Here is a 14,477-nt window from a genome sequence, read left to right as displayed (position 1 = left end):
TCCGCCCACGTCACGACTCACAGCCCGCTCCCGGTGAGATACGCCGAGACGACCACGTTCGCCGTATAGCTGTCGCTGCGCCGGTCGAAGGTTCCGCCACAGGTGATCAGCCGCAACTCCGCCCGCCCCGACTTCCTTACGCCATAAGCCTGTTGGGCATCGAAATGGTCCCGCGGCAGCACCTGGACGTCATCCACCGTGAACTCGGCGACCGTCCCGTCGTCGCGCATGACCCGGACGGTGTCGCCGGGCTTGACGGAGCTGAGCTTGTAGAAGACCGCGGGCCGGGTCCGGGTGTCGACGTGTCCGACCATCAGCGCGGTCCCGGCCGCGCCCGGTTCCGCCCCGGCCGCGTACCAGCCGACGACACCGGGCTGGTCGAACGGCGGCGGATCGATCGCGCCCAGCCGGTCGAGCCCGCGGGCCACGACGGGGGCCTGCACGCCCATCGAGGGGATGTCGACGCGCTGGGGCCGGGCGTTCCGGAGGGGCTTGAGCGCGGGCGGCAGCCGCACCTCCGGCGGCCGTCCGACGGCCGCGATGTCGCCCGTGGTCGGCGCCGACGTCCCCAGGCGCAGCTCCGTCACCTCACGGCCCCACAGCCACAGCCCGAGCAGCAGCACCAGCCAGGCCACGCCGGTCAGCAGCCGGCCGACCCCCGGGGAACGCTCCCGTTCGGCCATGTCAGTCGCGGCCGTCGTGGCCCCGGCGCGCGCCGCGGACCACCACGACGACCGCGGCGACGCTCGCGAGGACCAGACCGACCACGGCCTGCCGGGTGTCGGGTCCGGCCGCGTGGGCGTCCGCCACCGAGGCGAAGCGGGCGGTGCCGCCGCCGCCCGCGTGCACGGGCGCGATCGGCGAGGCGGGCGCGGAGACGCTCGGGGTGGAGTCCGGCGCCGGGACGGTGACCTTGCCCCCGACCCGGTCGCGATGTCCGTCGCAGTCGACGTGGACGGCGTAACTGCCGGGCCGGAGCGCGGTACGGACGCGGGTCTCGCCGACCAGTCCGCCGCCGCCCCCTCCGGTCAGCCGCGCGTCCGAGACGAACGCGTCCGACGCCGCGGTGCCCGTCCGGCCCTTGCAGCCCATGGCCCGCAACTGGATGTCGCTGCCGGCGGCGGGGGACGCGGGGGTCACCGAGAGACCGGCCGGTCCCGCGTCGGCCGCGTACGCGGCGGGCGGGAACGCGGCCGCGACCACCGCCCCGGCGCAGAGAGTGAGTCGCATTGAGCGCATCGTGAAACCTCCAGATATCTGGAGACTCCCCCGCCGGGCGGCGCCCCGCATCTTCAGGAGGCCGCCGCTGCTCCGTACGGGTCTGTCCGCGGCCCCGAGGGTTTGGGACGGCTCGGAGCGCCCCGGGTTCCGGACACGGCCGACGGCACCGAGTGTCCGGCTTCCGGTGCGGTCGAGCCGAGCCGAGCCGAGTCGAGTCGAGTCGAGTGTCAGATGCGGTCGACGAGATCCGCGATCGAGTCGACGATCTTCGACGGCCGGTACGGGTAGCGCTCGATCTCCTCCGGCCCGGTCAGCCCGGTCAGCACGAGGAAGGTCTGCATCCCCGCCTCCAGACCGGCCAGGACGTCGGTGTCCATGCGGTCGCCGATCATCGCGCTGGTCTCGGAGTGCGCGCCGATGGCGTTCAGCCCGGTCCGCATCATGAGCGGGTTCGGCTTGCCCGCGAAGTACGGCTGCTTGCCGGTCGCCTTGGTGATCAGCGCGGCGACCGCGCCGGTGGCGGGCAGCGGGCCCTCGGTGGAGGGGCCGGTCTCGTCCGGGTTGGTGGCGATGAACCGGGCGCCGCCCTTGATCAGCCGGACCGCCTTGGTCATGGCCTCGAAGGAGTAGGTACGGGTCTCCCCGAGGACCACGTAGTCCGGCTCGTGGTCGGTCAGCACGTAGCCGATGTCGTGCAGCGCGGTGGTCAGGCCCGCCTCGCCGATGACGTACGCCGTGCCGCCGGGCCGCTGGTCGTCCAGGAACTTGGCGGTGGCGAGGGCGGAGGTCCAGATGTTCTCGACCGGCACGTCCAGGCCCATGCGCTTGAGCCGGGCGTGCAGGTCACGGGCCGTGTAGATGGAGTTGTTCGTCAGGACCAGGAAGGGCTTGCCGGACTCCCGCAGCTTCCTGATGAAGGCGTCGGCGCCGGGGATCGGCACACCCTCGTGAATCAGGACACCGTCCATGTCGGTGAGCCACGACTCGATCGGCTTGCGCTCTGACATGTGCTGGGTCTCCTGCCGTCCTGGCGTACCTACGCACTCGATCCAAAAACGCCGGAACGACGTTGTGCCGACACGCCCAGCCTAGTCAGGGCCGCGTGCCCCCGGCCTGGCCGGGCGGGTTGCGGACACCGTGCCGCCGCGGCCCCGCCACCGCGGCTTCCCGTCGGGCGGCCGGTCATGCCCGGCCGTCCGGACAGTCCACGGCGACGACCGTGGCGGCCGGCGTTGTGGCCCAGGCTTCCGGGTCTCAGCGCCTGCGCGGGCGCAGCCGCCGGGACAGGACGAGCAGTCCGGCTCCGGAGGCGACCAGGGCGAGCGCGAGCGCGGCGAGCAGCGGCCGGTTCGGGGCACCCGGTCCGGTCCTGGCCAGCTCGTCCGCGGGCGGCACCGTCACCCCGGTCCGCGCGGTCCCGCCGACGGTGGTCCCGTCCGCCGTGCCCGTCCCGGCACCGGCGCGGGCGCCGGCACTGGCACTGGCGGCCGGGGCGGCGCTGACACCGGGACTCGCGCCCGTGCCGGTACCGGTGTCCGCCGTGCCGGCCGGGTCCTCGCCCGTGCCCTTCTCCGTACCGGCGTCCGTGCCCTTGCCGTCGCCCTGGACGCTGAACCGGTAGGCGTTCGACTCGCCCACCCAGTCGCCGTCGTCCCCGTGCCGCTGCACGACGGCCGCGTTCGCCACCACGGCGTTCGGCGCGCTCGCGTCGGAGGTCAGGGAGAGCCGCACCTTCACGGTGAGGGTGCGGCCGGGGGCCACGGTGAACCCGGGGAAACCGTCGTCGAACGGTCCCACGTTCTCGGCCTCGTCGCTCCGCTCGAACTTCACCGAATGGGCCCGGTCCCCGTCGTAGAACTCCAGCCGCGCCTGCTCCGGCCGCAGGGTCCGCCCGGTGTCCACGAGGACGACGACCGGGTGGATCGCCCCACAGGGGTGCGCCGTGGTGTTGGTCAGGTCGATGTACCAGGTCCCGAAGTCGCCGCCCGCCCGGTAGACGTCGGGGCCACCGTGGATATGGGTCTTGATCGGGAAGTCATGGGTGTCGGACGAGACACAGGCGGGGCGGGGGTCCAGCGCGTGCGCCGGGGTCGGCGTGAGGGTCACGCACAGGGCGAGAGCGGTCGGAGCGAGGGCGGTCGGAGCGAGCGGATGGGACGTACGCAGTCGCATGAGAAGCCTTTGGCCGATCGGAAGCGGGCAGGGATCGGGAGGACCGAAAGCGTCTGTCGGTGCCGGGCAATGGCCTCGCGACCCTGGCACGCCGCACCCCCACCGACGGACCGCCACACGTGGAACGCCCCCCGTTCGGCCCCGAAATTCCCTCGTCCGGCCCGCAGCCCCTGACCGGCCGGACATCCCCCGCACCCGGCCGCACGCCCTCCGCACGGCCTCCGCACGGTCCGGACGGCTCGGCCTGAACGCCCTCGCCCTGGCCCTGCCCCTGCCCCTCGTGTGCTGCTCTCGTCCGCCGCGCGCTTCCCTCGGCCCCGGCGTTCGACCTGATACGCCGCGCGCTCCTCCCACCCGGTCCGCGTGCCCTCGCCCGGCGGTCGCGTCCGGTCCGTTCAGCCCTCTCCCCGTCCGAACAGCGGGGCCAGCAGGAGTTGGGCGGCGCCCTCGGCGACCCCTCGGGCCCCTCCCGGGGCCACCCGGACCGGCACCGCAGCGCCACCCCCTTCGCGTCGGGCCCGTTCCTCCAGGACGGCCCCGACGCCCCGAAGGAAGACCTGCTCGTGCGCCGCGACCGTACGACCGCCCAGCAGCACGACGTCCATGTCGAGCAGCCCCACCAGATTCGCCGCCCCGGCCCCGAGCACCCGGGCCGCCTCGGACAGGGCCCCCCGGCCCACCGCGTCCAGACAGAGCACCTCGATGCACCCCCGGTTCCCGCACTCGCACAGCGGCCCGTCGAGCTGGATGACCTGATGCCCGAACTCCCCGGCCCCGGTACGGGCCCCCCGGTGCACGACCCCGCCGATCACGAGGCCCGCTCCCAGGCCCGTACCGAGATGCAGATACGCGAAGGATCCACCGCCGGAGGATCCGGGGCGGGAGCCCGGGTGAGAGCCGGCGTCGGACTCGAACCCGGAGCCGGCGTCGGACTCGGAGTCCGCGCCGGAGCCGGAGCGAGTGCCGGAGCCGGAGCGGGTGCCGGTGCCGGTGCCCGTGCCGGTGCCGGACCAGGTGCCCGTCCCCACCGCGACCCCGAGCGCCGCCGCGTTGGTGTCCTTGTCCACCACCACCGGCAGCCCGAGCCGCCCGGCCAGCTCGTCCCGCAACGCGAACCCGTCCCACTCGGGGAAGCCCGTGACCCGGTGCAGCACCCCCAGCCTGTGATCGAGGGGCCCCGGCAGCGCGACCCCAACTCCCAGCGGTGACACCCCGCCGAGCAGGGCCGAGACCTCCCCGGCCGCCCCCTCGACCACCGCTTCGGCACCGGCCCCCAGGTCAAGCGGAGCGCGCCGCTCGGCCACCACGGCCCCGGTGAGGTCGCAGAGCACCGCGGTCAGCTCGTCCCGGTCGAGATGCAGCCCGACCGCGTGCCCCGCCTCGGGGACGAGCCGCAGGACCGTACGGGGTTTGCCGCCGGTGGACGCGCGGCGCCCCGCCTCCGTCGCCAGGCCGTCCGCCCGCAGCCGCGCGGTGATCTTGCTGACGGCCTGCGGAGTCAGTCCGGTCCGTTCGGCGAGCTCCAGCCGACTGATACCCGTGGTCCCCGCCGTGCGCAGCAGGTCGAGCACCAGGGCGGCGTTGTGGCTCCGCAGGGCAGGCAGGTTCACCCCGGCCGCCCCGGCGCCCGGGCCGGTTCCCAGGCTCCCTGGAACACCCTGGTTCGCGAAGACACCCGAAACCCCGGAGACACCGGAGGTTCCGAGCGCACTCCGGTCGGCGAGAACTCCGGGCGTCCCGGGTACACCTGGAATCCCGGGTACACCTTGAATCCCGGAGGCACCTGGATTCTCCGGAACCCCAGGCATCCCGTCCCCACCCACATCAGTCCTGTTCACATCCCCCATTGTCCCCCGCGCTTGCACTTTGGCAACAGCGTTGCGAAAGTAGGACCCATGACAGGCATGACTGGTACTGGTACGCCCCTTCGCGTGGGTCTCGTCGGCTACGGCCTCGCGGGTTCCGTCTTCCACGCCCCGCTGATCGCCACGACCGAGGGGCTCGCCCTCGACACGGTCGTCACCACCCATCCGGAGCGTCAGGCGCAGGCCCGCTCCGAGTTCGGCGACGGACTCCGGTTCGCCGCCACGCCCGACGAACTGCTGGCACGCGCCGACGAACTCGACCTGATCGTCATCGCGTCCCCGAACAAGACCCACGTCCCGATCGCGACGGCCGCCCTGAAGGCGGGCCTCCCCGTGGTCGTGGACAAGCCCCTCGCCGGTACGGCGGCGGACGCCCGCGAGCTGGCCGCCCTGGCCGACGAGCGCGGCCTGCTGCTCTCCGTCTTCCAGAACCGTCGCTGGGACAACGACTTCCTGACCCTGCGCAAGCTGTTCGCCGAGGGCGAGCTGGGTGACGTCTGGCGCTTCGAGTCCCGGTTCGAGCGCTGGCGCCCGCAGCCGAAGGGCGGCTGGCGCGAGTCCGGCGACCCGGCGGAGATCGGGGGTCTCCTCTACGACCTCGGCAGCCACCTCGTCGACCAGGCGCTCGTCCTCTTCGGCCCCGCGGCCTCGGTGTACGCCGAGTCGGACATCCGCCGTCCGGGCGCGCTGACCGACGACGACACGCTCATCGCGATCACTCACGAGAGCGGGGTCCGCTCCCACCTCTACGTCTCCGCGACGACCGCCCAGCTCGGCCCGCGCTTCCGCGTCCTCGGATCGCAGGCGGGTTACGTCAAGTACGGCCTCGACCCGCAGGAAGCCGACCTGCGCGACGGCAAGCGCCCCGGCGCCACGCCCGGGTGGGGCGTCGAGCCGGAGGCCCTGTGGGGCCGGGTCGGCTCCGGTGAGTCCCCGCTGACCGGTGGCGGCCGTCCCGAGCCGACGGTCCCGGGCGCCTACCCCGCGTACTACGCGGCCGTCGCCGCCGCCCTCCGTGACGGCGGCCCCAACCCGGTCACCGCCCACGAGGCAGCGGCCGCGCTCGACGTCCTGGAAGCGGCCCGCCGCTCCGCCCACGAGGGTGTCGTGGTGTCCCTGTGAGCGCGCCCGTCGCACCGGAGATCACCGAACTGATCACCGAGCTGGAGGAGCAGGAGCGCCGTCTGACGCTCCCCCGCTTCACCCACGACGACGCCTGGACCCTCGGCACGCTCCTCGTCGGGATCGCCCGTGAGCGGGGCGCGCCGGTCGCCGTCGACATCCGCCGCGGTGGCCAGCAGCTCTTCCACGCGGCACTGCCGGGTTCCACCCCGGACAACGACGCGTGGATCGACCGCAAGCGCCGCGTCGTCGAGCGGTACGGCTGCTCCTCGCTGCTGGTCGGCTCGCGCTTCCGCGCCAAGGGCACGACCTTCGAGGAGTCCTCGCGCCTCGACCCCGACACGTACGCGGCCCACGGCGGCGCGTTCCCGATCGCCGTGACGGGAACGGGCGTCATCGGCACGGTGGTGGTGTCGGGCCTCCCCCAGATCGAGGACCACAAGATGGTCGTAGAAGCCCTGGAAAAGTTCCTCTCCGCCTGACGAACCGGTGCCCCACGCCCCGGACCGGGGCGTGGGGCACCGACGCGGCCCCGTCAGGGGCGCGAGGAACTGAGCGCCAGCCAAGACACACCCGCGGCCGACCACCGACAGCACAGCCCCGCAAGGGGCGCGAGGAACGGCGCGAGCAACCACGACGCACCCGCGGAGGAGAGGTCACCCCAGCCCCAGCGGACCCGAACCGCGAACCAAGCGGAGCGCTTACGCGTTGGCGAACTCCTGCCGCTGTCGCCCCAGCCCCCCGACCTCCAGCTCGACGACGTCACCCGCCCGCAGGAACGGCTTCGGCTCGGGCCGGCCGAGCGCCACCCCGGCGGGCGTCCCCGTGTTGATGACATCACCGGGGTACAGGGTCATGAACCGGCTGACGTACCGGACGACCTCGGCGACCGGGAAGATCTGCTCGGCCGTCGTGCCGTCCTGCTTGAGCTCACCGTTCACCCAGAGCCTCAGCGACAGCGCCTGCGGGTCCGGGACCTCGTCCGCGGTCACCAGCCATGGCCCCAGCGGATTGAAGGTCTCGCAGTTCTTGCCCTTGTCCCAGGTGCCGCCGCGCTCGATCTGGAACTCGCGTTCGGACACGTCGTGCGCCACCGCGTACCCGGCGACATGCGCGAGTGCCTCCGCGTCGGACTCCAGATAGCGGGCGGTACGGCCGATGACGACCGCCAGCTCGACCTCCCAGTCGGTCTTCACCGACCCGCGCGGCACCAGCACGGTGTCGTTCGGCCCGACCACGGTGTCCGCCGCCTTGAAGAAGATCACCGGCTCGGCGGGCGGCTCCGCCCCGGTCTCCCGGGCGTGGTCGTGGTAGTTCAGCCCGATGCACACGACCTTGCCGATCCGCGCGAGCGGCGGTCCGACGCGCAGTCCGGCCGCGTCGAGCACGGGCAGGTCACCGGCCGCCTCGGCGGACCGGATCCGGCCGAGTGCCGCCTCGTCGGCGAGCAGCGCCCCGTCGATGTCCCCGACGAGGCCCGACAGATCCCGCAGGGTCCCTTCGGCGTCGAGCAGCGCCGGCCGCTCGGACCCCGTCGTACCGACTCGCAGCAGCTTCACGGTCACCATCTCCCTCGATCGCGGGCCGTCGACCGACGGGTGCGGCCATCGGAGGACTGGCCGATCCTCCAAGGTCGCCGTCCAGTCCGCAAGACCCGGTTCACGGACTGGACCGACCGCGCGCCGCGGCCATGGCGCCCTGAGCACTGAGCCCCTGAACCCCTGAGTCCCGAGGCCCCGAGCACCTGAGCCCTGTCAGGCGAGAGCCACGGCCGCGGGCGCCGCACCCGGCATGTCCTTGTAGAGCGCCGCCCGCTCCACCGCGCTCCAGGTCGTACTGGTCACCACATACAGCGCGGCGGCCAGCGGCACCACGGCCACGGTGAAGAGAGTGAAGAAGGACATGTACGGCATGAGCTTGGTGACCGAGGCGATGGCCGCCGCCTGCTCACCTTCGCCCACCGGAGGCGCGGCGGCGGTCATCCGCTTCGTACGTACGTAGTTGAAGCTGGCCACGACCGCGACGACGGCGAAGAGGGCGAGGTAGACGAGACCGGCCGGCCCGAAGACTCCGCCGTCGCCGAGTGCGTCCGCCCAGCGGCCCCCGAGCGGTGCGGCGAACAGCTTGTGGCCGAGCAGGGTGTTGGCCTCGCCACCGATCGCCGAGCTGGAGAACAGGTGGTAGAGGAGGAAGAAGGCCGGCATCTGGAACAGGCTGGGCAGGCAGCCGGAGAGCGGCGACACCTTCTCCTCCGCGTGCAGCTCCATCAGCGCCTTCTGGAACTTCTCACGGTCCTTGCCGTGCTTCTTCTTCAGCTCCGCGATCCGCGGCTGAAGCGCCGCGCGCGCCCGCTGCCCGCGCGCCGAGGCCCGCGACAGGGGATGCACGAGCAGTCGTACGAGCGCGGTGAACAGGATGATCGCGGCGGCGGCCGCCGAGGCGTGGAACAACGGCTGGAGCAGGTCGGCGAACCGCTCGACCAAGTGTGCGAAAACGGACATGATCGTGGACATGGGTGAGCCCTCCGGGGGTCTCGTCGTGCCGGGACTGCGGAATGCGGCATGACGACCCGCGCGGGTCACCTGGGATGGAGAGTCACCCCGGGCGAGAGACTCACCAGGGGTGGAGTGGAGGGGTGCCCTACGCGGTCGCCGGGAGGGCGTAGCCGGGCGCCCTGGGCCGCGGCCGTCCGCTGGCGTCCGGATCGCGTTGCGGCAGGAAGGCCGTGCGGCGGGCGCGGTCGCGGATGGCCGTACGCACCTGGGTGGGCGGCACGACGGGCGCGCAGCGCGCCACGATCAGGGAGCAGGCGGCGAAGGCGGACCCGGCCGCGGCGGTCGCGGCGAACGCGACGGTCGCGGTGAGGCTGCCGGTGTCGAGCAGCGCGACCTGGAGGAGCAGGAGCAGCAGTACGGCGGCGGGGCGGGCGTTGGCCCAGGTACGGATCATCGGCTGCCCCTCCTCTCGTACGTGGCGCGCCACTCGTACGGGACGCGCGTGTCCTTCCGTTCGTTATACAGGATGCTTCTCGACCGACGGCCCGGCGTCCGCCCCGACCGGCCCGCCCGACCCGGCCCCCGTCGACTCCCGACCGCCCGTCCCGACCGGCTCCCGGCCGTCGTCCCCGGCCGGCTTCCCGCCTCCCGTCCCGACCGGCTTCCGGTCATCCGTCTCGACCGGCTTCCGGTCATCCGTCTCGATCGGCTCCAGCAGCCGCCTCGGCCCGAGCAGGGCCCGGCTGACCGTATCGGCCGGGTCCGGGTCGAGTCCGGGGCCCGGTGTCATCTCGACGTCCGGGACGGGCACGACCATGGCGCAGGCGGGGCACTCGCCGTACGGGCCGAGTTCCGTGCCGCAGGCGGCGTGCCGGAAGTAGCGCAGCCGGCTCTCGGAGAAGTGCTCGCGTCCCCACAGCCCGAGCGAGCGCAGGGTGGGCCACAGCGCGATACCGCGGTCGGTCAGGACGTACTCGTCACGCGGCGGCGACTCCTGGTAACGGCGTTTTTCGAGGATGCCCTCGGCGGTCAGCGCCTGGAGGCGGGCCGCCAGCACGGCACGCGGAATGCCGAGGTGCACCAGGAAATCGTTGTAGCGCCGGACGCCGTAGAGCGCGTCGCGGACGACGAGGAGCGTCCAGCGCTCGCCGACGATCTCCAGCGCGCGGGCGATCGAGCACTCCTGCGTCGCGTAGTCCTTGCCCAGAGCCATGCCCCCACTCTAGCCACTTTCCGACATGTTGGTTCAGTGAACGAACCTAGAGTGCTATCGTCTCCCGTATCGAAGGTTCAATGACCGAACTGACCAGAGCGAAGGGGCAGGCCATGACCCGGCTCGACCGGACCGACACCCGCACACAGCCCGCGCACGACACGGCACCCCGTCCGGCCTCAGGGGTCTCTCCCGCCTCCTCGGTCTCTCCGGCCTCCCCGGCGGAGAGTGCCCCGCGGGCCACCCCGACCCTCGCGCTGACCAGCGCCGCGACCGCCGTGGCCCTGATGACGTACACGGCCCCGATGGTCACGCTCCCCGACACCGCGGCCGCGCTGCACACCTCGGTCTCCGCGCAGGCCTGGCTGCTCAACGGCACCCCCCTGGGGCTGGCCGCGCTGCTCCTGGTCGCGGGCAGTCTCGCGGACGACTACGGCCGCCGCCGGATCTTCCTGGCCGGCACCGTGGCCCTCGGCGTCACCACCGCCCTGGGCGCGCTCGCGGGTTCGACCTGGCTGTTCACCCTGGCCCGCGTCGCTCAGGGCGCCGCGAGCGCGGCGATCCTCGCGAGCAGCCTGGGGCTGATCGTGCACGCCTTCCCGACCCCGCGCGGGCGGCTGCGCGCGACGGGGGTGTGGGGCGCGTTCGTCAGCGGCGGCATCGCCGCGGGCCCGCTCCTGGCGGGGGCCATGGCGGGCTGGAACTGGCGGATGGTGTACGCCGTCCTGGGCGCCGCCGTGCTGGTCGTCGCCCTCCTCGGAACGCGTGCCCTCACCGAGTCCCGCGCACCCCGCGGTGGCCGTCCCGACCTGGCGGGGGCACTTACCTTCGGCCTCGCGCTGGTGTCACTGGTGGCCGCGCTGACGCTCGGCCGCGACGGCTGGCTGCGAGCGCCGGTGGGCCTGCTGCTGGCGGCGTCCCTGGTCCTGATGACCGTGTTCGTCGCCGTCGAACGCCGCTCCCGGACGCCCATGATCGACCTCGGACTGCTGCGGCACCGTCGCTTCCTCGCCTCGTCCGCGGGCGGCCTCTTCACGGGCCTCGCGGTGATCGGTCTGTTCAGTTTCCTGCCCGCGCTGCTCCAGCGGACGCTCGGCCTGTCCGCCATGGACACCGCTTGGCTGATCCTCCTGTGGTCCGGCCTCTCCTTCACGGTCGCCCTCCAGGCCCGCCGCCTCGCCGGCCGGGTCTCCCACCGGCATCAACTCGCCCTCGGTTTCGCGCTGCACGCGGCCGGCGTACTGGCGATGCTCGGCGCGATCGGCGCCGGCTCGTGGCTCCGGCTGCTTCCGGGCTTCGTGCTCTCCGGGGTGGGCAGCGGTCTGCTGAACGCCGCGCTGCCGCTGCTGGCCGTCGAATCCGTTCCCGCGACCCGCGCCGCGATGGGCTCGGGCGCGCAGCAGACCTTCCGCTACATCGGTTCGTGCGCAGGGGTCGCCCTCACGATCGCCCTGGTCACCGCCACCGGCGGACCGGCGCACGGCGCGAACATCGCGATCGTCGTGTCGGCGGGACTGGCCGTGCTGGCGGCGACGAGTGTCCTGGTGCTGCGGGACCGGACGTGAACCTGCCGGGTCGGCGTGAGCGGGGCGGGTCGGCGTGAGTGGGGCGCGCGTCAGCGGGGTCGCATCGCGGTGAGTTTCCCCCAGACCGCCATGCGGTATCTGGAGGTGTACTCGGGGGTGCAGGTGGTGAGCGTGATGTAGTACCCGGGTTGGCTGTACCCGTACGACGGCCGGACGGTGCTGCGCGGCACCGGGCGGATCACTCCGCCGTCCCGCGAGGAGGTCTGCGGAAGCGTCCGGTCGACGGTGTACGTGTAGACGGCGGTCCTCGTCTCGACGGTGATCGTGTCGCCGCGCCGGAGCCGCGGGAGGTACCGGAAGGGCTCACCATGCGTGTTCCGGTGCCCGGCGAGCGCGAAGTTGCCTGCCTGGCCAGGCTGTTGGGTGCCCTTGTAGTGGCCGACGTACCCCTTGTTGAGGACGTCCGCCTTGCTGACACCCTCGGCGACGGGCACCCGGAGGGAGAGCCGGGGAATGCTGAGGACGGCGTAGGCCTGGGACCAACGGGGCTGTATCCGACCGCCGTTGCCACCGGACGAGGAGGGCTGCCCGGCGGACCCTCCGGCGCCCCCGGCGGCGGTCTTCCCGTCGCCGCTCCCCCCGGCGCCGGAACCGCCGCCCGCGCCGGGAGTGGGGGACCCCGCGGCCGGGGTCCCCCACTCCCGTTCCAACGCCTGCACCTTGCGCTCCGCGCCGTGCCGCGCCTCCCGGTTGGTCCACCAGAGCTGGTGCACGACCAGGAGGAGAAGCACCACTCCGACGGTGACGAGCACCTCGGCAGCGCTCCAGACCGCGCGCCGGTACGCGGCCCGCCGTCGCCGCGTGCCGTGGTGAACGATCCCCGGAGCCCGCATCCGTACGCCCCCTTCGCCGGGCGCACGATAGGCGCCGCCCCGCCAACTCACCAGCCCCGCGCGGCTCCCGTACGCACCGAGCCCATTCCGCCCGCCCACGGGCCGGCGGACCACCCACAGGCGACACCCACGGACCACACCCTCAGATCACCCTCGGACCACCCATCCGGTCGGTCGCGAACCACCCACCAGGTCGGCCACCGGGGCTTCCTCCACCGGTTTTAGAAAGGGCTGTCACAACTCTCGACAACCCCAGGCGCCACACCCGATGCTTCCTGATGGCATCAGCGGAACGGGCAAGCGCCGGTGGGGACGAACCGGCGACCGAGTCGAAGTCGAGTCGTAATCGACGGCCAACTCCGGTTGGAAGACCGGCAGTTGCGCTTCAGACGGACGGAGAAGCCAGCCATGATCCGACGCAGAACACTTCTGGCCGCGGCAGGCGGTACGGTCCTCGGCGGCGCCCTGGCGACGGGCACCGCCCGCGCGGACGCGACGATCGCGGTCAACCCCGCCACGACGTACGGGAAATGGGAGGGGTGGGGCACCTCGCTGGCCTGGTGGGCCAATGTCTTCGGCGCCCGCGACGACTTCGCCGACCTCTTCTTCACCACCAAGTCGACGACGTACAACGGCGCTTCACGCCCGGGTCTGGGCCTGAACATCGCCCGCTACAACCTCGGCGCGTGCAGTTGGAACAGTGTGGGCGGCGAGAGCATGACCGCCTCCGCCAACATCCCCTCCTTCAAGCAGATCGAGGGCTACTGGCAGGACTGGAACAACGAGGACCCGACGTCGTCGGCCTGGAAGTGGACGGCGGACGCCACCCAGCGCGCGGCCCTCACCAAGGCGACGGCGCGCGGCGCGACGAGCGAACTGTTCGCCAACTCCCCGATGTGGTGGATGTGTTCGAACCACAATCCATCGGGCGCCTCCGGCGGCGGCAACAACCTCCAGACCTGGAACTACCGCCAGCACGCCTCCCATCTGGCGGCGGTGGCCCTCTACGCGAAGACGAACTGGGGCGTGAATTTCGCCACCGTGGAGGCGTTCAACGAGCCCTCCTCCAGTTGGTGGACGTCCACCGGCACCCAGGAGGGCTGCCACATGGACGCCTCCGTCCAGTCGGCCGCACTTCCCTATCTGCGCAGCGAGTTGAACGCGCGGGGCCTGACGGGCACGAAGATCTCCGCGTCGGACGAGACGAGCTACGACCTGGCCCGTACGACGTGGGGCTCCTTCAGCTCGACGACCAAGGGCCTGGTCAACCGGGTCAACGTGCACGGATACCAGGGCTCGGGCGGCCGGCGGGACCTCCTCTACACGGACGCCGTGACATCGTCGGGCAAAGCCCTGTGGAACTCCGAGTACGGCGACGGCGACGGTACCGGCCTCACCCTGGCGAGCAACCTCCTCCTCGACTTCCGCTGGCTGCACCCGACCGCCTGGGTCTACTGGCAGGTGATGGACCCCACGGCGGGCTGGGGCATGATCAAGTACGACGCGAGCACCCTGACGGCGGGCGCCGTCGAGACGAAGCTCTATGTGCTGGCCCAGTTCAGCCGCCACATCCGGCCGGGCATGACGATCGTGGACACGGGTGTGGACTACGCGGCGGCGGCGTACGACGCGACGGCCAAGCGCCTGGTGATCGTCGCGGTGAACAAGGCCACGTCCGCCCAGACCCTGACCTTCGACCTCTCCCGCTTCACCACGGTCTCCGGCGGCACGGGCGGTCTGGTCCCCCGCTGGAACACCCTGACGTCCGGCGGCGGCGACCTCTACACGTCCCACTCGGACACCTACCTCAACGGCAAGTCGCTCGCGCTGCCGTTCGCGGCGGGGGCGGTGCAGACGGTCCAGGTGGACGGAGTGGTGGTGTGAGCCGTGGCATGAGCCGTGGCGTGAGACAGCGCTGAGGGGCGTGGCGGCACGAGCCGCCGCGCCCGGCGCCCGGCCGGACGCCCGCC

The 14,477-nt window shown here is 72.6% G+C and carries 13 protein-coding genes and 1 pseudogene; 4 read left to right on the top strand and 10 right to left on the bottom strand.

What is annotated here, in order from left to right; genetic code table 11:
* Positions 1-17: 17 nt before the first annotated feature.
* From OHT01_RS25000 to OHT01_RS24980, 5 genes are all read right to left on the bottom strand, one after another.
* On the bottom strand, positions 18-683 hold the full coding sequence (locus OHT01_RS25000) for a class F sortase (protein ID WP_328555351.1): 666 nt from the start codon (positions 681-683) through the stop codon (positions 18-20).
* 1 nt (position 684) lies between these two features.
* Complete coding sequence (locus OHT01_RS24995; protein WP_405917026.1) at positions 685-1,230, bottom strand: hypothetical protein; 546 nt, start codon at positions 1,228-1,230, stop codon at positions 685-687.
* 218 nt (positions 1,231-1,448) lie between these two features.
* Positions 1,449-2,228 (bottom strand): HAD-IIA family hydrolase, encoded by a 780-nt coding sequence (locus OHT01_RS24990; RefSeq protein WP_328555349.1) that lies wholly within the window; start codon positions 2,226-2,228, stop codon positions 1,449-1,451.
* Between the two features lie 247 nt (positions 2,229-2,475).
* A complete protein-coding gene (locus tag OHT01_RS24985) occupies positions 2,476-3,393 on the bottom strand; it encodes a hypothetical protein (protein WP_328555348.1) in 918 nt (305 codons plus the stop codon).
* 395 nt (positions 3,394-3,788) lie between these two features.
* Positions 3,789-5,036, bottom strand: coding sequence for an ROK family transcriptional regulator (locus OHT01_RS24980; protein ID WP_328558254.1), 1,248 nt, complete (start codon positions 5,034-5,036; stop codon positions 3,789-3,791).
* A 252-nt stretch (positions 5,037-5,288) separates the two neighbouring features.
* Between OHT01_RS24980 and OHT01_RS24975 the strand changes: the two genes are divergently transcribed.
* Positions 5,289-6,380, top strand: coding sequence for a Gfo/Idh/MocA family oxidoreductase (locus OHT01_RS24975; RefSeq protein ID WP_328555347.1), 1,092 nt, complete (start codon positions 5,289-5,291; stop codon positions 6,378-6,380).
* Complete coding sequence (locus OHT01_RS24970; protein WP_328555346.1) at positions 6,377-6,862, top strand: heme-degrading domain-containing protein; 486 nt, start codon at positions 6,377-6,379, stop codon at positions 6,860-6,862. Before OHT01_RS24975 ends, OHT01_RS24970 begins: the two co-directional genes overlap by 4 nt.
* Positions 6,863-7,081: 219 nt before the next feature.
* On the opposite strand, the gene OHT01_RS24965 is transcribed toward OHT01_RS24970, so the two are convergent.
* From OHT01_RS24965 to OHT01_RS24950, 4 genes and pseudogenes are all read right to left on the bottom strand, one after another.
* Positions 7,082-7,939: a fumarylacetoacetate hydrolase family protein gene (locus OHT01_RS24965; protein ID WP_328555345.1), complete on the bottom strand. Its 858-nt coding sequence runs from the start codon at positions 7,937-7,939 to the stop codon at positions 7,082-7,084.
* A 195-nt stretch (positions 7,940-8,134) separates the two neighbouring features.
* Complete coding sequence (locus OHT01_RS24960; RefSeq protein WP_328555344.1) at positions 8,135-8,881, bottom strand: YidC/Oxa1 family membrane protein insertase; 747 nt, start codon at positions 8,879-8,881, stop codon at positions 8,135-8,137.
* Positions 8,882-9,020: 139 nt separating this feature from the next.
* On the bottom strand, positions 9,021-9,329 hold the full coding sequence (locus OHT01_RS24955; RefSeq protein WP_328555343.1) for a DUF6412 domain-containing protein: 309 nt from the start codon (positions 9,327-9,329) through the stop codon (positions 9,021-9,023).
* A 240-nt stretch (positions 9,330-9,569) separates the two neighbouring features.
* Positions 9,570-10,088: pseudogene (locus OHT01_RS24950) on the bottom strand (winged helix-turn-helix transcriptional regulator); the annotation flags it as partial.
* A gap of 80 nt (positions 10,089-10,168) precedes the next feature.
* Here OHT01_RS24950 and OHT01_RS24945 point away from each other — a divergent pair.
* Positions 10,169-11,653: an MFS transporter gene (locus tag OHT01_RS24945; protein ID WP_328555342.1), complete on the top strand. Its 1,485-nt coding sequence runs from the start codon at positions 10,169-10,171 to the stop codon at positions 11,651-11,653.
* Between the two features lie 50 nt (positions 11,654-11,703).
* Here the strand turns inward: OHT01_RS24945 and OHT01_RS24940 are convergent, their stop codons facing one another.
* Positions 11,704-12,507 (bottom strand): class E sortase, encoded by an 804-nt coding sequence (locus OHT01_RS24940; protein ID WP_328555341.1) that lies wholly within the window; start codon positions 12,505-12,507, stop codon positions 11,704-11,706.
* 408 nt (positions 12,508-12,915) lie between these two features.
* Here OHT01_RS24940 and OHT01_RS24935 point away from each other — a divergent pair, with 408 nt between their 5' ends.
* Positions 12,916-14,391: a beta-1,6-galactanase gene (locus OHT01_RS24935; protein ID WP_328555340.1), complete on the top strand. Its 1,476-nt coding sequence runs from the start codon at positions 12,916-12,918 to the stop codon at positions 14,389-14,391.
* The last annotated feature ends 86 nt before the right edge of the window (positions 14,392-14,477 follow it).

The organism is Streptomyces sp. NBC_00358, from assembly GCF_036099295.1.
Classification (GTDB): Bacteria; Actinomycetota; Actinomycetes; order Streptomycetales; family Streptomycetaceae; genus Streptomyces.
The sequence above is the reverse complement of the archived record's forward strand: the minus strand, read 5'-3'. Positions and strand labels throughout refer to the sequence as shown.